The sequence below is a fragment of the Bacillus sp. CGMCC 1.60114 genome (assembly GCF_042676365.1).
In the GTDB taxonomy this organism is placed as follows: Bacteria; Bacillota; Bacilli; order Bacillales; family Bacillaceae_G; genus Bacillus_A; species Bacillus_A rhizoplanae_A.
The window spans coordinates 428,569-453,847 of the sequence record NZ_JBHTHG010000118.1 but is presented as its reverse complement, the minus strand read 5'-3'; the positions used below and the strand labels follow the sequence as shown (position 1 = coordinate 453,847).

The 25,279-nt window shown below is 33.1% G+C and carries 25 protein-coding genes and 1 pseudogene; 3 read left to right on the top strand and 23 right to left on the bottom strand.

The window, feature by feature from the left end; translation table 11 throughout:
• Positions 1–307: 307 nt before the first annotated feature.
• From ACFQZ1_RS23620 to ACFQZ1_RS23520, 21 genes and pseudogenes are all read right to left on the bottom strand, one after another.
• Positions 308–685, bottom strand: a complete 378-nt coding sequence (locus ACFQZ1_RS23620) for a hotdog family protein (RefSeq protein WP_377884597.1) — start codon at positions 683–685, stop codon at positions 308–310.
• A gap of 165 nt (positions 686–850) precedes the next feature.
• Complete coding sequence (locus ACFQZ1_RS23615) at positions 851–1,684, bottom strand: alpha/beta fold hydrolase (RefSeq protein ID WP_377884966.1); 834 nt, start codon at positions 1,682–1,684, stop codon at positions 851–853.
• A 328-nt stretch (positions 1,685–2,012) separates the two neighbouring features.
• Positions 2,013–2,318 (bottom strand): pyrophosphatase, encoded by a 306-nt coding sequence (locus tag ACFQZ1_RS23610; protein WP_377884596.1) that lies wholly within the window; start codon positions 2,316–2,318, stop codon positions 2,013–2,015.
• A gap of 113 nt (positions 2,319–2,431) precedes the next feature.
• Positions 2,432–4,123 (bottom strand): M3 family oligoendopeptidase, encoded by a 1,692-nt coding sequence (locus ACFQZ1_RS23605; protein ID WP_377884595.1) that lies wholly within the window; start codon positions 4,121–4,123, stop codon positions 2,432–2,434.
• Positions 4,124–4,138: 15 nt separating this feature from the next.
• Complete coding sequence (locus ACFQZ1_RS23600) at positions 4,139–4,387, bottom strand: hypothetical protein (RefSeq protein WP_377884594.1); 249 nt, start codon at positions 4,385–4,387, stop codon at positions 4,139–4,141.
• Positions 4,388–4,699: 312 nt separating this feature from the next.
• A complete protein-coding gene (murB, locus tag ACFQZ1_RS23595) occupies positions 4,700–5,620 on the bottom strand; it encodes a UDP-N-acetylmuramate dehydrogenase (RefSeq protein WP_377884593.1) in 921 nt (306 codons plus the stop codon).
• Positions 5,621–6,073: 453 nt separating this feature from the next.
• The gene (locus tag ACFQZ1_RS23590) at positions 6,074–6,535 is read right to left on the bottom strand and encodes a hypothetical protein (protein ID WP_377884592.1); all 462 of its coding nucleotides are present in this window, start codon (positions 6,533–6,535) and stop codon (positions 6,074–6,076) included.
• A gap of 10 nt (positions 6,536–6,545) precedes the next feature.
• Positions 6,546–7,250: a 5'-methylthioadenosine/S-adenosylhomocysteine nucleosidase gene (mtnN, locus tag ACFQZ1_RS23585; RefSeq protein WP_377884591.1), complete on the bottom strand. Its 705-nt coding sequence runs from the start codon at positions 7,248–7,250 to the stop codon at positions 6,546–6,548.
• A gap of 557 nt (positions 7,251–7,807) precedes the next feature.
• Positions 7,808–8,650 (bottom strand): SDR family oxidoreductase, encoded by an 843-nt coding sequence (locus tag ACFQZ1_RS23580; RefSeq protein ID WP_377884590.1) that lies wholly within the window; start codon positions 8,648–8,650, stop codon positions 7,808–7,810.
• A gap of 245 nt (positions 8,651–8,895) precedes the next feature.
• Positions 8,896–9,873 carry a hypothetical protein gene (locus tag ACFQZ1_RS23575; protein ID WP_377884589.1) on the bottom strand — a complete coding sequence of 326 codons (978 nt, stop codon included), beginning with the start codon at positions 9,871–9,873 and terminating at the stop codon, positions 8,896–8,898.
• A 137-nt stretch (positions 9,874–10,010) separates the two neighbouring features.
• On the bottom strand, positions 10,011–10,574 hold the full coding sequence (locus tag ACFQZ1_RS23570; protein WP_377884588.1) for a GNAT family N-acetyltransferase: 564 nt from the start codon (positions 10,572–10,574) through the stop codon (positions 10,011–10,013).
• A gap of 64 nt (positions 10,575–10,638) precedes the next feature.
• Entirely contained in the window at positions 10,639–11,559 is a 921-nt protein-coding gene (locus ACFQZ1_RS23565; RefSeq protein ID WP_377884587.1) for an aminoglycoside phosphotransferase family protein, read from the bottom strand.
• Between the two features lie 530 nt (positions 11,560–12,089).
• Positions 12,090–12,587, bottom strand: a complete 498-nt coding sequence (locus ACFQZ1_RS23560; RefSeq protein ID WP_377884586.1) for an 8-oxo-dGTP diphosphatase — start codon at positions 12,585–12,587, stop codon at positions 12,090–12,092.
• Positions 12,588–12,670: 83 nt separating this feature from the next.
• Positions 12,671–13,459 (bottom strand): methyltransferase domain-containing protein, encoded by a 789-nt coding sequence (locus ACFQZ1_RS23555; RefSeq protein WP_377884585.1) that lies wholly within the window; start codon positions 13,457–13,459, stop codon positions 12,671–12,673.
• A gap of 226 nt (positions 13,460–13,685) precedes the next feature.
• Positions 13,686–15,179 carry a M1 family metallopeptidase gene (locus ACFQZ1_RS23550; RefSeq protein WP_377884584.1) on the bottom strand — a complete coding sequence of 498 codons (1,494 nt, stop codon included), beginning with the start codon at positions 15,177–15,179 and terminating at the stop codon, positions 13,686–13,688.
• 295 nt (positions 15,180–15,474) lie between these two features.
• Positions 15,475–15,615: a hypothetical protein gene (locus ACFQZ1_RS23545; protein WP_377884583.1), complete on the bottom strand. Its 141-nt coding sequence runs from the start codon at positions 15,613–15,615 to the stop codon at positions 15,475–15,477.
• A gap of 2 nt (positions 15,616–15,617) precedes the next feature.
• Positions 15,618–16,283, bottom strand: a complete 666-nt coding sequence (locus ACFQZ1_RS23540) for a nucleoside deaminase (RefSeq protein ID WP_377884582.1) — start codon at positions 16,281–16,283, stop codon at positions 15,618–15,620.
• A gap of 70 nt (positions 16,284–16,353) precedes the next feature.
• A complete protein-coding gene (locus ACFQZ1_RS23535; RefSeq protein WP_377884581.1) occupies positions 16,354–17,148 on the bottom strand; it encodes a phosphotransferase family protein in 795 nt (264 codons plus the stop codon).
• A 239-nt stretch (positions 17,149–17,387) separates the two neighbouring features.
• Positions 17,388–18,050: an MBL fold metallo-hydrolase gene (locus ACFQZ1_RS23530; RefSeq protein WP_377884580.1), complete on the bottom strand. Its 663-nt coding sequence runs from the start codon at positions 18,048–18,050 to the stop codon at positions 17,388–17,390.
• A 533-nt stretch (positions 18,051–18,583) separates the two neighbouring features.
• Positions 18,584–19,312 (bottom strand): histidine phosphatase family protein, encoded by a 729-nt coding sequence (locus ACFQZ1_RS23525; protein ID WP_377884579.1) that lies wholly within the window; start codon positions 19,310–19,312, stop codon positions 18,584–18,586.
• A gap of 72 nt (positions 19,313–19,384) precedes the next feature.
• Positions 19,385–19,570: pseudogene (locus tag ACFQZ1_RS23520) on the bottom strand (IS3-like element ISBce13 family transposase); the annotation flags it as partial.
• A 279-nt stretch (positions 19,571–19,849) separates the two neighbouring features.
• On the opposite strand from ACFQZ1_RS23520, the gene ACFQZ1_RS23515 reads away from it, so the two are divergent.
• The 3 genes from ACFQZ1_RS23515 to ACFQZ1_RS23505 are packed head-to-tail and all read left to right on the top strand — an operon-like array spanning position 19,850 to position 22,511.
• A complete protein-coding gene (locus ACFQZ1_RS23515) occupies positions 19,850–20,842 on the top strand; it encodes an alpha/beta fold hydrolase (protein ID WP_377884578.1) in 993 nt (330 codons plus the stop codon).
• Positions 20,842–21,513, top strand: a complete 672-nt coding sequence (locus ACFQZ1_RS23510; RefSeq protein WP_377884577.1) for a response regulator transcription factor — start codon at positions 20,842–20,844, stop codon at positions 21,511–21,513. Before ACFQZ1_RS23515 ends, ACFQZ1_RS23510 begins: the two co-directional genes overlap by 1 nt.
• Positions 21,510–22,511, top strand: a complete 1,002-nt coding sequence (locus ACFQZ1_RS23505) for a sensor histidine kinase (protein WP_377884576.1) — start codon at positions 21,510–21,512, stop codon at positions 22,509–22,511. The genes ACFQZ1_RS23510 and ACFQZ1_RS23505 overlap by 4 nt, the downstream gene beginning before the upstream one ends.
• Before the next feature lie 330 nt (positions 22,512–22,841).
• On the opposite strand, the gene ACFQZ1_RS23500 is transcribed toward ACFQZ1_RS23505, so the two are convergent.
• Positions 22,842–23,021 carry a small acid-soluble spore protein H gene (locus ACFQZ1_RS23500; protein ID WP_377884574.1) on the bottom strand — a complete coding sequence of 60 codons (180 nt, stop codon included), beginning with the start codon at positions 23,019–23,021 and terminating at the stop codon, positions 22,842–22,844.
• Positions 23,022–23,311: 290 nt separating this feature from the next.
• Positions 23,312–25,255 (bottom strand): AMP-binding protein, encoded by a 1,944-nt coding sequence (locus tag ACFQZ1_RS23495; protein ID WP_377884573.1) that lies wholly within the window; start codon positions 25,253–25,255, stop codon positions 23,312–23,314.
• Positions 25,256–25,279: the final 24 nt, after the last annotated feature.

Genomic DNA, 25,279 nt, shown 5'->3' with positions numbered 1-25,279 from the left:
AGAATTAAGAGGTTATCCTATATATACTGAAGAGTATATATAGGATAAAAACGTTATTAGTTGATATACGAACTATTTCTGACTCTTAAATAACATTTTTCGAAGTTTGTTTAATGACTAAAAAACAAAAAAATCAAATAATAAACCTAATATTTCAAAACTACATCGTTAAGCACTTACTTTTGGCGTTTATATAATTAGCTTCCTAATTATACAAACATGAAAATAGGCTACTTTACTAGCCCAAATTATAAATAGCATGTTACCTAATTATTTTTTTATTTCAAGAAATTTCATTAATATTTTTTCAATCCCGAATAATTCCATAACTTGATCCTGTAATTACTTCTTTCCCATTTTGATTACGATATACTAACTTTATTTCTACCTTTTTAAAACCTTCCATTTGTTCAACATTTAAAAGTGTTATTTCGCATGTAATGGTATCTCCAGTAAAAACAGGTCGAATAAATCCACTTACCATTTCTCTTGCGATGTAATTTAGATCACCGCCAATTTTCGTTCCTATACTTACAGTTAATAAGCCTTGCACCATTAAACGACCTTTTTCATCATGCTCAATATGATGCCTACCTTGGTCACCTGAAAAACTTCCGAACTGTAAAACATCTTCTTCAGTAAAAGTTCTTTCCCATGTAAAAACATCACCTGTTTTCATAATCATATCCTCTTTTCCTTATTTTGAATATTCTGTATCTTTAAATTTAACATAAAAATGAATGAATAACCACTCATTTTTAACAGTTCCATAAAATCTCATACGTTAATTTAATAAAAAAAATCCTGCACTAAACAGGATTTTAATTCATTTTCTATAAATTATTAATCTTCATTCAAAGGCCACAATGTTTTCTTCTACTCTATTTAACCATTCGTTTATTAATGAATGGAATAAACTATCCTGCTCAATCTGTAAATTATGTCCCGCTTTATCTAAAACAGCAAAAGTAGCTCGGGGAAATTTATCAATAATCTCCCAAGCATCCTTGTACCCTGTTACTGAATCCTGTCTCCCTAATAAAAAGAGGCTTGGTTTTTTATACAAGGATATCTCATTATCCACATCAAATGAAAAAGCATATTGCTTCTGTATTTTTGTTAAAAACGCCTCATCTGCTATTTTAATTCCTGATATAATCTCTTCAAGATAACGTTGCCAATTATTTTCGTTAAGCACTACAAAATTCAAACTGAAATTCTCACGTTCCTCCGCACTTAACTGAGATAAAAACTTTTCATTTCGGTAAATAACGGTATGCGGAGGAAGCTGTCTCTTGTTTATATTTGGAATAATCATAGGACAAATAAATGCTGCGCCATCTATTTTTTCTTTTCTTTTGGATATAACTCCCCTAGTTATGTATCCACCATATGATTCGCCTGCAATTAAGAAAGATTCGTCTGGAATAATTGTATCTATGAATTTTAAAACAAGATCTAACATTCCATCTGAGTTTTGTATAGATTCGTTTCCCTTCGTTTGTCCCATTCCTGGTAAATCAATATAAATTCGTTTCCAACCTTCTCTTTGCACAAAAACAGGTTCCATGCACCCTAACATTAGTCTATGATCAGGAGAAAAACCATGAAGCATGATGATTGGTTTTCCAGAACCATAAATCTCATAATGAACTTTTACATCCCCTATTACGCATTCCATAATAATTCACTCCGAATTTTCAGTATTTTTAATACTATAATAGAATAAAAGTTCTAACTTTCAAAATATTAGGCTCATACTCCTTATTGTTAGTTAAAGAACATTTTTATCTCTTTACATCTCGCACGAAGTTTACATAATATAATTATGTAATGTGCATTTCTTATTAACTACTTGTAAAAACGTTTCTAAATGCTGTTTTATTTCTTCTAAAGAACATTCTTGACTAGACACCTCATACATAATAACATTAGCTTTCGCGCGATATTTGTGATCATAATTTTCAAGGTGCCCATGATAAAGTGAATAAAAATATAGAAATGAACTATTTTTATACATCCCAATGTCTATATTTGTTTATCTCACTCTTTTTTCTAAATGCATCTTCTAAGTCAATATCGAGTTTGTTTGCAAGATCAAAAAGATTCCATACCACATCGTATATTTCAAAACCTAACTGTTCCTTTAGTTCATTAATATTATCAGAATCCGGCTTGGAAGAGATTTTTAAGACTTCTTGAGCGACCTCTCCAAGTTCTGTAACCAAAAATAAAGTTCTTTCTTCAATCGTTGAGTTCTCAAAACCTTTATTTTTACTAAACTCTCTAACCTCTCTTTGTAATGCAGATATTTTCACTTTGCCAACCCTCCCTATTTTGAAACTATCCAAAATCTGTTTTGGAATTTTACTGTATTCTTCCTGTACTAGCTAATAATAAATTTATTGTAAGGTAAAATCTCAACATCTTGTTACGCTTCTTCAAATAACTCTAATTCTTTCTCCACAAAATCCATCAACTCTTTTATTATTTGCACAGAAAAATCAAAACGAATACCTGCCGCTTCATATACTTCTTTTACCGATTTTGTACTTCCTAAAGATAAAGCCTCTTTATAATTAATTAAAGCTTGCTTCGGATTCTCTTTATATTGCTTGTACATCTGCAAGGCACCTATTTGTGCAATTGCGTACTCAATGTAGTAGAATGGAACCTCGAAAATATGTAAAATAGACAGCCATTTTGTTGCTAACCAATTTTCATAACCTTTCCAATTCACAAAGTTAGAGTCATATGTTCTTGCAAGTTCTTGAAACTTTTCCTTTCTTTCCACATGTGTATGATATGGATTTTCATACATCCAATGCTGAAATTGATCAACTACGATAATAATAGGTAAATACTCTACCATTAACCTAAGCTGCTCACCCTTTGCCATGTTAAAATCAGCTTTATTTGTATAGAATGTATCCCAATACTCCATCGTCATGAGTTCCATTGTTGTACTCACCAATTCTGCTGATTCCATAGGAACATTTCGATACTGTTGAATCTCAATATCTTTCATAAATTCATTATGAATGCAATGACCCATTTCATGTAAAAGCACCACCACATCATCTTGGGTGCTGCAACAATTCATAAAAATAAACGATTGTTTAGAAGCAGGTAAGTATTCGCAAAAACCACCCGGAGCTTTTCCTTTACGGCTCTCTAAATCTAAGAGATTATTTTCTTTCATCTCATGTAGTAATGCTGAAAAACGCAAATCAACATTTTCTAAAATATGAAAACTTCCTTTTACTAAATCGTCTACATTTTGTACTGGTTGTAAAGGCTTCTCGCTTACTGCGACTGCTCTAATATCCCAAGGTCTAAAAGTATTTACCCCCAAAGTTTTTTGTTGTTTTTCTTGAAACTTCTTCTGTAACGGAACAACATATTGACGCATTGCTTCTGCTAGCTCAAGACAGTCCGCCGCTGTATAATCAAACCGTTCATATTTTTTGAACATATAGTCGCGATAATTTTGCAAACCAACATTTTGAGCTTTTTGATGTCGCAACACAATTAACTTATCCATAATAATCTGAAGATCCTCTTCAACTGAAAATATGCTTTCTTGAATAAGAGTCATAGCATTTTTTCTAATCGTACGTTCTGGATTTTGAAGATACACCTGCATGTCGCTTAATGACTTTTCTTCACCTTCCCACATTACTGTTAAGTTACCTGTAATCTCGAAATACTTCGTTACTAACTCATCTTCTTCAATTTCTAAAGCTATATTTTTCTCATTAAACAAACTAATCGCATTTTCTACTTTTTTATTCAATAAACCGAAATATTCAGGATCTAATTGCAAACGAAATGGAGATTCATAGTATTTATTGTCTAGTAAGCTTTTGTAGTGTTTCACTAATGGCTGCACATGTTTTTGATCAAAATCATATGCTTCTTTTACTTGTTGGTTATAAGTGTTGCATTGAAATTGAATATAATGTTGTTTAAGCTGTTCATCTATTTCATCTAATAATCTGGACTGACACTTCAACCAACCTTCAAGTTCCTCAATACTTTGAATTTCTGTTTGTAATAGATTTTCAAAATGTGCTTGTAACGCTTCTAAATCACGAATGACGAAATATTCAGTATCATCCATTTGCAAGACGCCCTTTCATACAATATTCTTCGCAACAAGTTTCAAATGCTCGGCAGGAATAATTTGTTTCACTGTTTCCTGCAAATCCTCTGCCATTACTTCTTCAATATGTTCCAAGGCTACTTCTAGTATACTGCATTCCATTGTTTCAATATTAAGTAAAGAATAATGGTCATTTTTCTTAATCACTAAATATCTATGATGTTCTGTCACTAGCAAAGCACCCAACTGAATTCCTAGTCCTCTGTTATCTTCAAATTTCATACATATTCCCCCTTATCTAAATAGAATTTTACAATAAAAGGATATGAGAAGATACAAAAATATAAAGCTCACATATCTGGGTTACTAGATAGTCTCTTTAAAACAAATAACTATAGAAAGGGGATTTTCTTATATATAAATGACTAGAAATTTGCTTAATAAGAAAATTAGCAATATCACCGTTATAAATCTTCATACTAGGCATATCTGTTAAACTCTCTTTTATTTTCTAAAAAAAATAACTTTTTAACTTTTGCTACCGGTCAATTATCCCAAATAAAAAACACCTCTCATTTCGAGAGGCGCTTACTATTAAGATACTAAATCTTCCCCAATAATTTTCACTTCTGTTTCTAATTCTACATTAAACTTGGATTTTACATTTTCCTGCACATATCGGATAAGTTTTACATAATCACTCGCTGTAGCTTCACCTAAATTTACAATAAATCCAGCGTGCTTAGTAGATACTTGGGCATCTCCTATTTGTTTTCCTTGCAGCCCGCTATCTTGAATTAACTTACCAGCAAACATACCTGGGGGACGTTTAAAAACACTGCCACAAGAAGGATATTCTAATGGTTGTTTTGATTCACGCAAAAATGTCAATTCATCCATTTTTTCTTTGATTTTATTGTATTCACCTTCTTGTAAATCAAAAGTCGCTTCTAACACAAGATATCCTTTTCTAGAAATGCAACTGTTTCTGTATTCTAATTCTAAATCATTTTTATTTAAATTAAGAATTTCGCCATCTCTAGTTAAAACTAATACACTTTCAATAACTTGTGATACTTCGCCACCATATGCTCCCGCATTCATAAATACTGCTCCGCCAACTGTTCCTGGAATTCCACAAGCAAATTCTAATCCAGTTAGATGATTTTTCAATGCAAATCTAGAAGTATCAATAATGGTTGCTCCGCTTTGAACAATTATCTTAGTATCTTTCAATGAGATATCAGTTAATTTAGTTAAATTCAAAACAATCCCTCTAATGCCGCCATCCTTAATAATTATGTTTGAACCATTACCTAAAATAGTAAAATCTATATTATTTTGATTTGCATATTTTATTACGTTTTGTACCTCTTGGTACGTAGTAGGTAAAACAAAATAATCCGCATTTCCACCTGTTTTCGTGAAAGTGTATCGTTTTAGCGGTTCATCTTTCTTAACTTTATTATCATCTAATATGTTCAATAAATCGTTGTATACTTTATCCATTTTCATAACCTCTTTACTAAAACTTTTTCCTATCCATTATTATAGATTACGTTATTTTTTTAGAATTTCAAGCAATAAATTTAACTAGACTCCATTTTTTTATACTAAAATGTGTCAAAAATAGGTATATTCACCCCTTGTCGGGATATTTTTCGGAATAGAATGCAATTCTTCCATTATTTGTTACTGGGTATTGTACAATTGAATCTTGATTTAAGTATTGTTCAATTGTCTTAGGATGAGCTCCATCTAATAATAAATTTGTCATTAAATACAAGGTGTTAGTTTTGTCACCTTTTTTTGTAAATACCAATCTTTCCATATTGGATTATGTTCTTTCAGTATAATCGGAAACAATTTCCACAATTCTTCAAGTGACATTTATGATAAACTCTTACCCACTGTACAATCCTCCAATTTACTTAGCAAACTGTTATTCCATAATCGCATCTGTCCCTCTTAACCCTGAATTTTCTCCAGCTTTGTAACTCGTATCCTCGCAGGATATGATTCAAGTATTTCACTACATTCTATTCTAACTTTATCACCCGTTTGTAATTGCTTTTTTATACTTGGATTATTAAATTGCAAAATAGCGTCAGCGGGACTGCTCCATTTTAGCCTTTCTTCTAAATTTTTTCTGTCGTTATCTATTTTTATATGTTTCTCTTCAATAAAAAACACAGTATTTCCCTGAAGCAATATATAACCATCCATCCCATTAGAAACTGTATTATTATCTATTTTCGTTGTAGACTTTTTTATTTCGTTACTTGTGTATGTTTTCCAAACTAAAACCATCATGAAGATAATCGCCAAAAATAAAAACATACCAACTTTCTGTATACTTTTTTTCATTTGCATCTCCATCCCAAAAATGCCTTTTCGGAAAAAATCATTAACAAATAGTTGTATTACCATATGTAAAGCCCTACACTTTAATTTCTTTAAAAAAGTGCAGTAAAAATGCAACTATGTATTCGCACGCTTTCTCACAAGCTAACATTTTAAATACTCTTTGTTCTTCAACTGTTTTATCATTCGCCTGATCTGAAGCAGATTTTAAACAAAGAAATGGTTTGCCATTTACATGACAAACGTAAGAAAATGCAGAAACTTCTTGATCTACTGCAAGCGCTCCATAAACTGTCTGAAGCAATTCTCTTGTTTCTGAACTTCGAATACGTTGGTCGCCTGAAATGAATGTACCATAATGAGAGGTATAAACTAGTTGTAATTTTTTCATTTCTTTAATCAAATGTTTAGAAGGTTCAATACTCGCTGCTCTGCCAGTATATAAATCAAATGGATCCGTTCCAGTACCAGCTCCTGTTACATCATGTTGCATAACTTTAGTGGCAACAACAATATCACCGTTTTTCACCTTGCTTGATAAACTTCCACAAATCCCTGTCATAAATAGCTGCTCTGGTTGAAATTCACTAATAAGAAGCTGAACACAACTTGCACAATGCACTTTACCGACGCCAGTTATGACAGAAATCAATTCCATCCCGTTCATTTTATGAAAATAAAATTCCCAAGCTGCTCGTTTTTCTTTCCGATAGCTTGGGTAATATTTATGTAAATATGTAAGCTCTGGTTCCCATGCTGCAACAATTGCAATTCGCTTCATAGATAGAATTCCTTTCCTTATATTTCTTTTCTTATATGTAGTACATATCTCATTACTAGTAAACCAAGGAGAGGTAATGATAATATGATGATGTATTCCTTTTTGTTATTACACTAACAACAATAATCCTAAATAGGTGTTTTCGAAGTATTATGATGTAGGCTTTGATTTTCTATCATGCAATGTTATTAGTACTCCTGATAATGAAATAACTTATTACCCTCAATCTTTTACTTCGCTCTTTGTAACTTATCCCCTTCTTTTTTCGTTACAGCTTATTCGTAAATGTCAATTTGCAGGCAGGAGAGTTATCGTAAAATTAGTAAACATTAGATTTTTATTTTGAACGCATTTGCAAAGAAAAGACAAACTTCATTATTTTTTGTATTTAGTAAATTCAAATATTCGGTATAGCAAAACAATTCAACATAGTACAACTTTCTTATGGAAGAAATAAAAAAAGCCTTGGATGACACTACAATAGGAGTGAGTCATCCAAGGGTGTGGAGAAAATACCCAGTTTGAATAATAACAACTAATATTCGTTTTGTAGGTATTTAGCTGTTTACAATTTCCCCACCATTCACGTGCAGAATTTGCCCTGATATGTAAGATGCATCATCGGAGGCCAAGAATACATAAGCAGGTGCCACTTCAAACGGTTGGCCAGCTCGCTTCATAGGAACATGGTCTCCAAATGTGGCAATCCATTCTGGCGGTAAGGAAGATGGAATTAATGGAGTCCAAATTGGTCCTGGGGCCACACCATTAACTCGAATCCCTTGCGATGCCAGTGACGATGACAGCGAACGCGTAAATGAAACAATGGCTCCTTTAGACGCCGAGTAGTCAATTGCATCTTGATCTCCATGATAGGCACTAAGGGATGTTGTATTTATTATGGAGCTCCCTGAATTCATGTATGGTAAAGCAGCTTTCGTAAGAATAAACTGCGAAAAAACATTTGTGTGAAAGGTGCTTGCTCGTTGATTCGAATCTACATCAAGTAGACTATTCCTTATGTATAGTACACCTGCATTATTCACCAAAATGTCAATACGACCAAATTGGTGAATCGTTCGCATTACAGCTTGTTGGCAATGCTGCTCATACCCAATATCACCTGGAATGGTAATACAACTTCGGCCGTACTTTTTGACATAGAACTCTGTTTCTTTTGCATCGCTGTGTTCATTTAGGTATGAGATTGCAATATCTGCACCCTCTTTCGCGAAGGCTACGGCGACAGCCCTCCCAATTCCACTATCCCCGCCAGTTATAAGCGCTATCTTATTTATAAGCTTACCGGCTGGTTTGTAATTGGGGTTATCAAATATAGGTCTGGGTACCATTAATGATTCAATGCCAGGTTTACTTTGTTGTTGAGGCGGGAAACCCATCACACACACCCCTCTCGGCATTTTTCTATAATGTACTATGGCGTTTTTTATGAATCTATCGATTTCTAATAAACTACAATTATGTTCTAACAAATTCCAACGTAATATGTCACCATATACTTTGGAACAGTTATCTAGGGAGAGATGATTTGTCCAATGAAAAAGTAAATACTTTGCACAAAATTTAGTAACTTTAGTGTTTGATTAAACCAAAGCAATCTAATATATTTTTAAGTAATCCTCTTTTAAATAACACTCTCTACGTTTTCTTTACCCTGATTGGTTAATAAGTTGGTATGTTTTTGAAACAACTCTTTAGCTACATTACTAAGTATTTTAGAGCCGATTTCCCTCCATTTTTCAGGATCAGTCACATCATCCACACCGTATATTTCTTTTGACAAATTAGAACAAATTACATAACTTGAATATGGATGTGGATTTTCCCTATTATTATCAGCATCTGATAAAAACTTTTTCATTAATACTTTATTATTTAAAGGATGGTAAATTAATTCTACTAATTTTGCTCGATATTCTAAATCTACGGGAAGAAGACATGGGAAGTCTTCATAATCCGCTAAGTGTTGCGCTTCATGAGCAAGGTATGAGTATAAAAAATCCGGCTTATTTAGAACTTTTTCATACCTTTCTTTTACACAATATAAGGCATTTTTTGATGCCCATCCTCCTGCGGCTCTCTCACCAAAGGTAGCGAAATGCAACCAGCTCTGCATAATAAAATCTGACATGAAATATACAACAACCTTTTTAGATTTATCTGGCAGGATAACTTCATACTCAATCTTCTCTTCTTTTCTCCAAATATATGGCCCCCTATAGGGTGGGGTAACTCCTCCAAGAAAGTAAAAACCTCTTGATTTAAACTCTTTAGCTAATAGTTCTTCAATAGAATCTAGGTCATTTGTAGTTTCGAATCCTGGTAACAACTCTATTAGGTGTTCCGCTAAGATACTTTCTGCTTCCTCTTTATTTTTTCTATTTGTTAAGACGGATATAAAGTATTCGTAATATACTCTAATAACACTTCTCATCCAAATATCTTTCGTTTTATATTGAAATATTGGTTTTTCAGCATAAAAACGGTTGTAGTATTTATTTTTAAGGTTTTCCAAACCTATATTATTATCAATATTTTGCAGATACTCATAAGCTTTATTAACATTTCCTTGTAAACAATAAGAATATAGTTTTTGTTTCAATGGCAATTGAACTCCTATCTATTTTTTTGTAAACTCAGAAACTAGGTCTTTAGAAGAAATTAATAATCTCATCTAAAATTGAACTTATATGAACTTAGATTAATAGTAATGTGTTGCTATCTCGAAGTATACTTTACTCATTTACTAAATATTATAGACATATCATCAGTACGTCTCCTCCAAATCATATGATCATATCCCTCACCCCAATAGTCCTTCAGCAAATAATCCGGATCTCCAAACTTTTTCTTCCATATCTTCTGTGCATTTGTATATCCACTATCCAAACAAAACTCTTTAATATTCTTATTCAACAGGGTGAGAAACATTACATTTAAAAGTAATGTTCCGATACCACGCCTTTGATATTCTGGAAGTACAAATACAGTTCCTACCTCATATAAACCTTTCAGTGCTCTATCTGTACAAACGTTAATCAGTTCACTAGCTGGGCCATATTCAATTGTACCGATAACTTTATTACAATTTGTATCTACAGCTATCAAAAAATATCGATTTCTCCCATTGCTATCAAAGTCACATTTCAAGTATTGTTCCTTACTTTCAATTTCCTTTTCTATATCGTCAACCAACTCCGATAAACCTTCTTTAGCAAACGTATCTTTAATCGTTGTATTAAAGAATTGATGAATCTCTTCAATGTCCTCAATTCGTGGTCTCCTTATCTCAACATTACACACCGGAAATCACTCCTAGTTTTCTAAAGTTTTATTTGTAATTGATCTATATTCTTTATTAAACAGTTCAAGCATATTTCAAACTAACTCTTAATTCATCAAACCAGCGAGCACAAGCAATTGTTTCTTCAGGCACTCGTTCATGACTTTCTATGTACCACCAAGATGAAAGGATACAGTGACATAGTCCCCACGCTATAATTCTTTCTTTGTCTAGTTGAAGTTCCTCTGCCAATTGTTGTATACGATTTGCTAATATAATCTTAGGATTTGTTTTATTAAATAAGTGATTTCTTAAATACGCAATTGTTTCATATTCTGCTTCACCTATAACTCCCTTTGGATCAATTGCAACCCACTTATCTAGCCCCTTACATAACACGTTGTCATGATGTAAATCACCATGAAGCAAAAGCGGTTTTGAAATTGTTTTGATTAATTGTGGAAATAAATCTTCTGCTTTTTCCACAAGCTCTTTTGGTAAAGGACCTGTATCACCATCAAAATGCACTCGTAAATTTTGTAATCCATTTGCCCATTTCTCAATAGAAGGGAATTTATACTGAGCAGGAACTGGCTTCCAAAGTTTTTTCATCGTTTGTCCTATAGCAGTCGTTGCTTTTTCTTCGTTTTCCAAATGCGTAAGTGACATACCTGGTTTTATATATTCTAATAATAAAAATCCATAGTCAGGATCTGAATCAAGTAATGTCACTGCCCCTTCTCCTTGAAAATGACGAAGCGCTTCTATTTCGTTGTTAAACTCCTCAGATGGTACACCTAGTTTTAATACTAGTTCTTGTTCATTTTCCTTTCGAGCTATACCAACATAGTTATAAGAAAGATTTGGGAACGGTTGAATGATTTGTAGCGCTAGTTTTTCTTCAAGCTCTTGAATCGTACTTGGAAGCTTTTCAATCCATTGTTGTCCTCGTTCTCCGTGAACTTCTTGTATGGTTGTTTTGAAAGATGAAGGTATGTGTAACATTCTTTATTGCCTCCCTAGCTTTTCATTTAAATCAAAATCAGCATCTGTTCTGCTACTTTAATATGTAATAATCGCACTAATATCATGTAAATAGCGAGCAATAACTGCTTCTGTTTCATCTAATCCAAATCTCTTTGCTATTCTTTTGCTTCATTAGTGCCCTTAACAAAAGGTTATATTGTTCAAGCATATTTTGAATATCTAATTCCCAATTTCCTGTTAGAGAAATAGAATTTATAAATTGCTTCTTTTTACACAATCCCCTTTATAAAAAAAATGCTTACAACTACTAATTTTTATTCTTCAAAATAAAAAATAATCCTTTTCATTACGTTACGTGAAATTTTATATGTAACGTAATGAGAAAATTAAGGGGAATTTAGAAAATGACATGTTGCAACCTCCTTTATTTTTGATTGAATCATTCAGTCAATTATATAAAAAAACTAATTTCTAATATTTATCAATATGAGCCTCACAAACAAAAACTCCTCATCTTAACGCTTAAGATGAGGAGTTTTCATAAACAATCACACTTCATGAACCTGTGATTGTTTATAATGTTTTTCTACTCTATATAAAGTAATATCACGCTCTTTATCCCATACCGAATGCCGTTCAAATGTTCCTGGTTCAAAAAATAACGGAAACCTTTTTCTAAACCAATCTTGCATTGGTAAATTTACCGCATCTTTTATATCCACCCATACTAATTCTCCCTCAGGCGGATTTTCAAGTAGCTGTCCTTCAAAAGATGTAGCAAGATAATTAAATACCATATATCTTAATTTCATATTCGGCTCACAAAACTCCGATATCCCTTTAAAAATGATGTCTTTCACAATTAAGCCAGTTTCTTCACGTACTTCTCGGATTGCTCCGTCTACAATACTTTCTGGAAAGTCGACTTTTCCACCTGGAGCAATAAATCCTGGAAAGCCTAAACGATCCGGACGATTAATTAACAAGACTTTGTCTCCATCTTGTACCATACACATCGTTAACATTTTACATTCGAAATTATTCATCATTAAGTTCCCTTTCTTATGTAGATTCGTTGCTAGAGAATACATTTTGTTTCTTACCTAGATTTTATTAAGGATATCCCTTATTATTTTTTTCGTGCTAAATACAATGCAACAAACTGTGGTTTTTCAATGATGCCACCATGTTTTTCGATTACGTTATAAATACTATGAAACAATTTTTCTTTTATATCTTTTTGAAGCAGACGATGTGCTGACTGTGTATGTATTAACGCAATATAATCATCACTTGTATACGTATCAGTCCACTTATATGTTTTAACGATCAAATCTTGGAACAAATTATGTTTCATTGTAAGACTTTTTCGTTCTTCAATTAGTTCTTCTGGCGTTGGTAACTTGTTAGGGTGTAAATGCGGGACATATTTTTCATAGCAAGCCTCAATCTCCCGAAAAACGTCTGTCTTAGGTTGTATGTAATATGTCCAGAAAAATGCCATTGTTCCATTTTCTCGCAATATATTTGCTACTTTCGGATAGCCGATATCTGGATGTATAAAATGAAACGCAGTTGCGGAGAATGCAAGCGAATATTCATTATGCTTCGGAGTCCATTCTTCAAAAGCGCTTCGATACACTTGAACGTCTTTTTCATATTTGAATTTATCAGCTGTAAATTGAGCTAGCCGCTCTCCAAGCTCAACACAATCAATATTTTTATACCCTAATTGAACAAACCCTTCCGTCCCTTTTCCTGTACCACAGCCGACTTCAAGAACGGGGGAATATTTTTCAATTTTTGAATAATTAATAATATCAGCAAATAGTTCTCCAGGATAGATCGGCCGTATTTTTTCATATTCGTAGACAATATCATCGAAGGTATATTTTCTTTCTTCTAAATGGTGATTCATCTCTTCGTCCCCCTTTAATTTTTTACCTTGAACAATTCAATTTTCCGTATAGTCTCATCTACAATTGTACCAATATTAGAATGAAAATTCGTTATCTTCATCCTCTCATATTATGATAATATTTTCTACAAAGTAGTGTATATGATGAAAGTAGCAACTTATCAGCGGGATATTTATCGTTAAACAGAAAAACCTGCCGAATTCGATTCGTGGCAGGTTTTTCTGTCTATTCTTGGTCAGAAACAAATACCCTATGAGACGCAAAGAAATTTGTCAAATCTCTTCCAGTTGATTTCTCCATAATTTGAATAAAATCTTTTGTCGTACTCACACCAAATTTCTTTTCGTTAAAATAATCTTTCATCGCTTTGTAAAAGACTTCATCGCCAAGTTCAAGGCGAAGATCATTAACTGTTCTTGAACCGTAACCATAAATCATACCATAATATGCTCCAATCCCGCCTTCTGCAGCACGTTCAGTAAATGTTGAAACAGGATATGAAACATGATAGTCTCCGACAGGTTCCGCTTTTAGTTGATCAAGTTCTTTGCTGTAAAGTGCAGCTGCAAAACTAGCAAATGATTCGTCAAGCCACGGTTCATCGTTCTCGTTATTTCCAATAATGCCGTAAAACCATTGATGCCCAATTTCATGCGCAGTAACATGTTTGACCCATTCTTGAGAACGATCACCAGCGATACTAATCATCGTTAATTGTGGATATTCCATTCCGCCAAACCAGCCTTCCATGCCAACGATATCTAGTTCTGGCCATGGATACTCTCCAAAGCGGTCACTGTACAACTTGATGCTCTCAACCCCTGCCTCAACCATCGAATCAGCATATTTTTCCTGTTCATCTGTATAATACACATTAATTTTTACATTCTTTACTTTCGTTTGTTTTACTTTGTAAGTTGGATCCATTTCTATTGCAAAATCGCGAACTTGTTTAGCTTTATAATGATGCGTTGCTAAATTTCCTGAAATACCTGGTTGTCCCACTTCCGTTCCTGTCGTTGCAATGACCTGGGCTTTATCAGTTGTAAGTGTTACATCAAAATCTCCAGTTAAAGAATAAAAAGATTCTCCATATGGAAAATAAGCATCTACATTCCAGCCCTCTTTATCGTAAACTGCCAGAATGGGAAACCAGTTTCCAAGCGAAACAGTGTTTTTATTCCAACCAAAACGATCTTGTTGTTCCGGTACATGAACTACAAAATCCATCGATACAGTAGATTTTTGATTATCGGGAATTTGAACAGATGAAATATGCATTGCAGTACTATCAACAGTAAATTTTGCTGCTTTCCCATTTACTTTTACATTAGAAACAGACATACTTCCGCCATTTTCTTTAAATGTTTCTGCGTTTCCCCACAAGTTAAAATAAAGTTCGTTTAGCTGCGTACGAGTATTGTTCTTAAAGGTGACAGTCATTTCCCCTTTAATAGTGTGATTGGTAGAATCATAGTTAACGTTCATTTTATAGTCTGGATTGGCTGGACCAAATATATCTTGTCCGTGCTTGTTCATGAATTGCGACTGAAATGGTGTCTTCAGCTGAACAGGAGATGTAACTGCCGGATGGTATGCTCCTTTTACAGGGTAATCCGTTTCCGCAGCACTTATAGTAAGTCCAGAAGGAAATAATACCCCAGCTACAAGTGTCGAAGCTGTTACCCATTTTGCAGTCTGTTTTACAAAATTTTTCATAAAAATCCCTCCACTTCCATTTTTCACCACATAAATTCGCTATAAATAGTGAAAATCCCTTCAAAATTTTTTTAAAATCACTTAAAATGGATCAAAATTTCATTCTTAATCTAAAGAACATACTACCTAAAAACAAAGAAGAAGCTAATAAAGTAAAACTTTCATCAGTGGGGATTTTTTATATAAATACAAATTAGAAAACGACATCCCCCCACTTATCAATAGCAAGAAAAAAGGCGGCTTCTTACTCTTGTAAGAAATCCGCCTTTTTTCTTGCTATTACTTTGTACATCTTTTATACTCTAATAATTTCTTTGCCTTTTTCACCATAACTTATATCACCAACATATCCCCCATTCTTTGGATATGTAGGTCTTATTTTTTCGTATTCTTCGACAATGCCATCAAAAGCATATTTTCTATCTTCAAAATTCACATCTATTTTTTTATTCCACCACTTTCTTTTAAAGCTTCTAATTCAGCTATTATTTCATCTACAATAGTTGAAATATCTTTCTTTTCCTGCTTCGCCTGTATTAGTTTATTTGTCTCATACCATTTTCGACCGATAGCAATGCCTATAGGGCAATCTTGCTCCCATGTCTGTAATAACCGATCTACAGAATGACCTCTCCGTAATACAAAATCTGTCTTCAAAACAAATTGCACGATTTCAAGTTCTTTGTGTGGCCCTGCAATATTCATATTTTTCCCTTGTAAATAAGCATTTCCGTCTTTTAAATCGGTTGCCCCGACCAACTTATCCCTTGCTGCATAATGAATATTTGTAATCCCAGACATTACAATGGCACCAAAACATAAAGGACATGGTTCCATCGAAGAATACAGTTCATATTCCTTACGCGCTGCATTTGTTTCTAAATTGTTTATTTTTAATATTGCATTAATTTCAGCATGAGCAATTTTGTTATTACATATTTCATTTGGCATTGCTGCCGTCTCGTAAACTGTATTTCTACCTTTTGAAATGATATTTTCACTACCATCTACAATAACAGCACCAATTGGAAATGAACCATTACAATACGATAACCACGCTTGATTGAAACACTCTTTCCATGGCTTAGATAATGCCTTCCACATATTTCGTTCCACTCTTCCTTTATGAATTTTTAGTATGTTCGCTTCAAATTTTAATAAAATGTATATTATTTTATTTCAAATAAAAGAAAGCATGTCTATATAGCTCATCTTTCTCATTTTCAGGTATTCCTTCTATTAATCTTGCTGCGATAATAGGTAGAAACCACGATTCTATATCTTTCCACGTACCTTTTGATAAAGTTAAATATTCTTTTACATACTCCTCACAAAATGCATGACGCAGCCTCATAATACCTTGCTTCACTGGTTCTGGTATACTTGCTGGTAGATGAGCGTATTTTAATATAATGACAGTACGTGCAACATCAGCAAATGGATTACCAGAACCTGCCGTCATCCAATCAATAACAATTGGTCCCTGTTCTGAGATTAAAATATTATCAGGATGAAAATCCATATGACACACCGCTTGATTCGTTGGTAATGCCGCTATATATGACACAATCTTTTCTTTTTGCTCAAGTGTAAATCGATTGCAACGATTTATATGGAAAATTAAACTTTCATGTATATCCGAAAGTGCACTGGACTTCATACCATGAATTTGAAAATGTAATTCAGCAAATCTTTTTGCTTCTTTCTCTACATTCATAGGGTCTTTAGCTAGTTGTTCGGTTAAAGTTACACCATCAATCTTTTCATAAATAATACCCGTTCTATTTTGATCAAATACCTTATCCCCTACTTTAGGAACAAATAATCCAAGATTTTGAATTTCTTGGCTGACAAAAAGTTCTTTTTCAATAAATGATTGTGGAATATGTTCATGAAATAGTTTTACAATTTCATTTTCGTTCCATAAATAAATTTCTGCTGTATTTCCTACCCCGATCTTTTCTTTCATCGATTCGGCCTACTTTCATTCATTTTCTAATTACTTCTATTTATTTCCTTTCTATAGATTATTTCCCCTTCTTTATTCGACAAAATTTACAAAATATAAAATGGACCAAACTCAAAAATTAATAAATACATATAAAAACGCCATCCTCTCGTTTTGAATTTATACCGAAAGAATAGCGTTTTTTTCTACTATAGAATAACCTGTTAAGAGTTGCTTCTTGAAACGAATATACTAGAATTTTAATATGAAATTACTTTTTGAATCTGATCATTAATATTTAACTTACTTAATCCTCCGTGATAACAAATTATAGATTCAATGTCGAGGTCTAAATATTTTTTCAAAGAGAGTCGAGCCGCCTTTATATCAAGTGTGGTTGGGGCATGAACCCCTTCAATTATTCCGTTTACACTGTACATTGAATCCCCAGCAACGAGTGTTTTACTCTGTCTCAAATATAAGCTGATATGACCAGGGGTATGCCCTGGAGTATGGATGACACGAATTCCGCCGCAATACGGTAATTCTTGACCATCTTTCAAGGTATCGTCCACTCTTCCCTTCGGAGGATTCTCTAGGTGCCCATCTTTCAATAGAGGTAATTCTCCTTGGATATAAGGCTTATCCAGCTCGTGAACATATACTTTAATATTACTTCCACGCTCTTGTAATATCTCAGGAAGGCTGCCTATATGATCCAGATCCTGATGAGTCAAAATTACAACTTTTAGTTTGTCGAACGATACTCCTACTGCATCCATTGCCAGGCGTAAATCTTCAATTTGTCTCGGGAACCCGGTATCAATTAAAACCGCCATTTCTTGATTCCACAAAAGAGTTGGGTGAATAATATTCCCATGAAATTCAAGATGGAGCATCTCTACTCCCTTAGAAATTTTCATAACTTCGAACTCCTTTTAATTGGATTTATTGATAAAAGAGAATGGGTATAATTACACCAAGAGGGTTGAAAAAATAGGCTAATTTTGCTCTTAACATACATATTACGTAGTTTCATTCACGCTACTTGCTTTGATAATTAAATTAATTAAAGTTTCGATTCATTTTTTAATAATTCCTTCTCTTATTTAAGAATTTGGCCTTTTAATGAAGTAACACGACTGGAGTTTTACAATTTCAACAAGAGTAAAAAAGAAAAATTCTGTTTAAATTAATAGCGGATTTTTGTTCAGTTAAAAAAATGTTTTCTTTTATCTAAATGGCTGATTTAAAACGAATATTGGGGGTGAATAGGCATTGATTGGGAACATTCTAACGAAAGAAAAAAGGAAATTAATAAAACAATGGTGAGAACTATTGAGATTAAGATATTAACGTTTGTTGACACTACCCCACTTATCAACAGCAAGAAAAAGGCGGCCTCTTACTCCCGTAAGAAATCCGCCTTTTTCTCATTCTATTACTTTATATATCTTTATACTCTTACACTTTCTTTTCCTTTTTCAGCATAACTCATATCACCAACAGATTCGATTTTATATTCCCCATCCTTATAGAGAATTTTAGTTACACTTGCATTTTCTAATCCAAGTTTTGTTTTACTACTATCAAGCATGTCTACTAATACCATGATCGCAATTCCATGAGATATAACTAAAACGTTACCTCCACCATTTTTGGCAGTCTCTTCACTAATTTTATCAATTTCTTTTTTTATACGAGTTGAAAAGGTTTTCCAATCTTCAGCTTGCTTCGTATGGTCCGCTGCTGCACTGCAATTAACAATTTTCTCAATAGATAACTTCATTAGTTCATCAACTGATGTAACTCCAGCAGCATCTCCAATAACTTTCCACATAATTTCATTCTTCTCGCCTTCAAAAATCCCAAAATTCAATTCCCGTAAGTCTTTTCTTTGTTCAAGTTTTAACGTTGATTGCCCGCTATATTTTAATACCAAGTTAGCAGTTTCAATTGCGCGACCACTATCACTACTATAAGCATCAACAAAATGAATACCTTTTAATCCATTTCCTAAATCTTTAGCTACTTCAACACCCTTTTCTACTAATGGAGAATCTGCCCAACCTTGCACACGCTCACTAGCATTTAGCATTGTTTTACCATGTCTAGTAATATATAACGTAACTATATTATCTTTATTTTCATCTAATTTATCACTATATTTTTCCATATCACTCATTAATTTCTCCCCTTTAGAATATGATTCTATCTGCTTTAATTACTGAATTTAACGGACACAAAAAAGGTAAACCTAAACTGCCAAACCCTCTATTGCTTGAGGAGTTTTATAACTAATGCTACTATGTATTCTCTTACAATTATATCATCCCTCGGTATATTGAAATAGCGCTAGGCTTTCTATTGTATACGTTATCTTTAAAGTAGCATGAAATGACCTGATACAAACGTTATCATACGGACACTTCCCCCTGTTGTAAGGACTTAACTACTATGCTCATATGAACTTTACTAACTCCATATATCTAATCAAAGCTGTGACTTTGAACTAAAGTCGTGATGTTTGTAAAAAATTGCGATACTCCCCCTTTTTTGGCTTTGATTACCAAAGGGGCGTTTATTTCCAAAAGAAGAAGAACATTTGAAGTTAAAAAATGACTTTTACCTAAAAAATAGAGAAAAATTTAATTACTATAAAATTTATTAGAAATTTATTTTTATATCGTATCCTTTCAATATAACTTGAAAGGAGGATCCTATGAGAAAATTATTTAAGGTATTAAAGAATATATTTGTTGCGTTCATTGCGGTTGTTTTACTTGTGTCAGTATCTGTTTTTATATACCATAACTACCAATTAAGCAAGGAATCAGCGTTAATTAAAAGCGAGGGAACATTAATTAATTTTAATAATAAGAAAATTAATGTATATAATGAAGGAAGCGGTGAAGATACATTTGTATTTATGTCTGGCTCTGGGATAGCTGCTCCTGTTTATGAATTGAAAGGACTATATAGCAAGTTTTCAAAAGAAAACAAGATTGCTGTAATTGAAAGAGCAGGTTATGGATACAGTGATGTTTTTCACGATGACAGAGATATTGATACAATATTAGAACAAAGTAGAAAAGCGCTAATTCAAAGTGGAAACAAACCTCCATATATATTAGTGCCACACTCTATATCAGGTATAGAAGCGATTTACTGGGCACAAAAATATCCGAATGAAGTAAAAGGAATTATTGCTTTAGATATTGGTTTACCTCAGCAGTACGTAACTTATAAAATGGGTCTAGTGGATTCATTAAAAGTAAGAGGAATAAATATTTTAACGAAAATTGGTTTTCAGCGTCTTGTTCCTTCTGTTACCTTTAATCCCGAAGTAATTCGGCAATCTTTTTTAACTAAACATGAAAAACAAGTTTATAAAGCACTATCATATAAACAATTTTTTAATGATGATATGGATCAAGAGCTGTTACAGAGTTACAATAATAGTAAAAAATCAGTTAACCTACCGTTACCAAAAGAAACACCTATTTTATTTTTAGATGCGATTGCTGATCAATATAAAAATTCAAAATATACAAGACAGAAAAATAAAGATTATGAGGAGTTTGCAGACCAACTATTCATAGCAGATGTAATAACACTTAAAGGTACGCACAGCATTTATTTATACGCACCTGATGAGATATATAATCTAACCATGGAATTTGTTAAAAAAGTAAAAAATGAAAGGCCTAAGTGATGAAAGGATATAACATTTTAATTGTTGAAGATGATTTGATAATTGGGGATTTATTGCAAAAAATTTTGCGACGCGAAGAGTATAATGTTTGTTGGAAGAAAGAAGGAAAAGATATTATTGATATAATCCATGAGATAGATTTAGTCATAATGGATATTATGCTGCCAGGTGAGGATGGCTATCAAATTACAAAGAAAATAAAAAATCTTGGATTAAATATACCGGTTATTTTTCTATCCGCCCGAAGTGATATGGATAGCAAACTCCAAGGTTTGACAATTGGAGAGGATTATATGATAAAGCCTTTTGATCCTAGAGAATTATTACTCAGAATGCAGAAAATGCTAGATAATAAATATGGTACTTTTACGCAAATTAAACATTTATATATTGACGCAGAACATAAAAAGGTTTTCGATAATAGCTTACATAATGAAGTTGTTTTTACTGCGATTGAACGTAAAATATTCTTCTATTTATATGAAAATAGAGATAGAATTTTAACGAAAGAACATTTCTTTGACTATTTATGGCAACTTGAAGACAGAAATCCAAATATCATGAATGTACACATAAAAAAGATTAGAACAAAAATCAATGATAAAATAGGTGAGATTATTCAAAATATATACGGAGAAGGGTATAGATTAAATACCTATATGAAGAAATGAAATTAAAGAAAAAATACCAGCTATTGTTATTTTCTGCTGTTATAAGCGTACCGTTTTTATTACTATTGATTAGTATCCTTATGTCAGTAATTTATGATAGGGCCTTTAAAATGGAAAATAACGGCATTCCTTTTCATGAATCTTTTGCATATCCTACAATGCTAGTCGTGTTTTTTTTATCACTATTGTTATTAGCCTTTTTATTTTCGAAATCGATTAACTCACTATTAAATAAAATAAATATATTGAATAAAACCATTCGAAATTTAGCTAGTGATAAAAAGATCCCGAATAAATTAGACGTTAAAAGCGATGATGAAATAGGAGAACTAATTAGGTCAGTAAATTTATTAATTGAAAGAACTACATATCGAGAATTAGAACTTAAGCAGCAAGAGGAAATGAAAAAGGAACTTTTAAATAAATTAAGACATGATATTAATACACCTTTAACAGCTGTGAGATTACAATTATTTTACTTAGAAGGTCAATATAATAATCAAGCACCAATACTAGAATCTTTATATCAACAAATACAATATATTGCTGAATTAACCAATGAATTTAATTTACAATCCACTGATACGTTAGAGAATTCTTATATTTTAAATAATGAAGTGAATATACATGATTTATTAGAAACCATGGTTAAAAAGTGGGGTTATTTGTATAGTATTCATGATATTAAATTAATATATAATCCACTAAATAAAGATTTGATATGGACTAGTAACGATTTGTGGATTCAAAGGTTATTTGATAACATTTTCCAAAATACGTTAAAACATTCAAAAGCTAAAAAACTTGAGGTAACTATTGAAAATAGTATTGTTTCTATTAAGGATAATGGAATTGGTTTCGATATTAATAGTAAAAGTACGGGGCTGGGATTAAAAATAATTAAGGATATATCTGGAATGCTCGATATAAAATATACTTTACAATCAAATAAAAATGGGACTATATTTTCTTTTACAACAATCGAAAAAAATATATAAAGCACACTTTTCATTACTATTTTGTGACACAATATAGTCTGAGTTTGAATATCTGCCGATTGAAATGTTTGATCAAACTTTTTTATAAAAACCAAAATTAAATCTGCTGGATCATTCAATTTGGTTGATTTACCAAGTCTTCCCCTCTTCAAAACATACACAAAATAGGTTCTGCAACCCTAATTAATACCTTGTAACAATAAAAAGAGCGAAATCTTGCATTATTAATACAGGACTTCGCTCTTTTTTATAAACAATCGGACTTTATTATAAAGATATAACTGTCGAAATTTTCCCGACAGTTATTTTATTAAGAAAACATGTAAGCAATTAGTGCTCTATTAGGCTAGATACAGGAACCTCTTGTTCATTATTTCGTTGGTTGAGAGGATAAATTCTAGCTGTTTCATTATTTTCATTTACATTTTGAATGTAGATTTGCACTCCATTATAAGTTACATTAGCCATAACTGGTGAAGCAGCTATTTCTTGTGCACGTTGTTTATTCATGATCATAACCTCCTTTTTCTTTTAACAGTTATAATATTGACTTCAACTCCTGCAAATATTCTTGTTATTTCATAATGAAGTAAACAAGAAGCTAATTTTAAAAATATAATTGTGCAACTATCGAGAAAGACTGTTATCGAATAGAAGTTTAGGTAAAATGCGAAAGAACTTTTTTCTTTGCTATTCGATTTTTATACAGTACATTATTTCTTGCTCCTACTTAGATTTAGTATTCAAAAGCACAAATTAAAAAGCAAACTCCCTATATTAAAGAGTTTGCTTTTTAAAAATTATAGTTGTTGCTGAGATTGTAATCTTTGAATATACGTCACAACCTCAGGATTTACAAGCGAAGATAAATCTCCAAGTTCTTTTCCTAAATACGCAGCTTTAATAACACGGCGCATCACTTTTGAGTTACGTGTTTTCGGTAAATCTTCAACAACATGAATGTCTTTCGGACACAATGCTTTCCCAATGTGAGAGTTTACTAGACTCATTAACTCTTTTTTCAATTCTGATGTAAACGAAGTGCCCTCGCGTAACACAACAAAGCAATGACACACTTCACCTTTCACTTCATCTGGAACTCCAATTGCTCCAGCTTCCACGACATCATGGTGTTTTACAAGAATCGATTCATACTCCGCAGGTCCAATACGTTTTCCTGCAATATTTAACGTGTCATCAGAACGCCCTGTGATAATATATTGTTCTCCATCATATAATACCCAGTCACCATGCACCCATTTGTTTTCAAAACGGGACCAGTATGTGCTTACATAACGATCGTCTTCTTCCCAGAAGCTTTTCGTCATACCAACCCAAGGTTTTTCTAGACATAATTCTCCGACCTCATTTTGAACCGGTGCGCCATTCTCATCTAATACAACAGCGGCCATTCCTGGCAGTGATGCATTAAAACTAATTGGTGCAATTGGTTTAATAAGGACGTTTCCGAAAATACCTCCAGAAATTTCAGTACCACCAGAATAGTTACAAATTGGTACTTTTCCTTTGCAAACTGTTTCAAAAAGCCACATCCATGGGTCTGGATTCCATGGTTCGCCTGTTGAACCGATTACTTCTAAACTTTGCAGTGAATGTTTGTCCACCCATGTATCACCTTTTGCCATTAATGAACGAATTAATGTTGGTGAAATACCGAGATGTGTCACTTTATAACGATCAACCATTTCCCATAAACGATCTGGTTCTGGATAATCCGGCACCCCTTCATACATAACCATTGTTGCTCCGTTAATAAGAGAACCGAATAGTAGAAACGGTCCCATCATCCAGCCCATATCGGTAATCCATAGTGCGCGGTCACCTTGTTTCACGTTCATGCCAAAACTAGCATCAAACGCCGATTTTAACGGGAACCCTGCATGGGTATGCACCGTTCCTTTCGGCTTACCTGTTGTACCAGATGTATAAATAAGCATAAGTGGGTCGTCGCTTTTCATCTCTTCCGCATGAGTAAATGGTTTCTCTTTTTCAAGAACGTTCCATGAAATATCATAATCATGAGGTGTAAATTCGTTCCCAGCATGACGGACAATTACTACTTTTTCAACACTTGGACAATGCTCACATGCTTTATCCACTTCATCTTTTAAAGAAACTGTTTTACCGCGGCGTGCAAATCCATCTGCCGTAATAATCATTTTGGATCCTGCCGCTTGTACACGCGTCATAACTGCATCTGAAGCAAATCCTGAGAAAATAGGAGAAATGATCGCACCGATTTTCATCACAGCTAACATTGCAACCACTGTCTCTGGTATCATCGGCATGTAAATTGTTACACGATCTCCTTTTTCAATCCCTAAATGCTTAAGACCATTTGCAACGCAGCTCACCCAATGATCTAACTCTTCATATGTAAACGATTTTGATGTTCCATTTTCGCCTTCCCAAATGAGAGCCTTTTGCGCTTTCGTATCATCTTCTGCAATCCAGCGAGACAGTGCAGATTCTACGACATTGCAAGTTCCATCCACATACCATTTAGCAAATGGAATACCGTTTGCCAAATCTAACACTTCTGTATATGGACGCATCCATTGGTAGCCCACAGCTCGCTCTGCTTCTCCCCAAAACCAAGCTGTATCTTCAATAGACTTTTTATAAAATGTTTCATAATCATCATAGCCAAGTGATTGCATCCATTGATATAAGCGTGTTTTTGCTTTATATTCTTCTGTTGGAAACCAAACTGCTTGCTTCACTATTTTTCCCCCCTTATTTTTTGG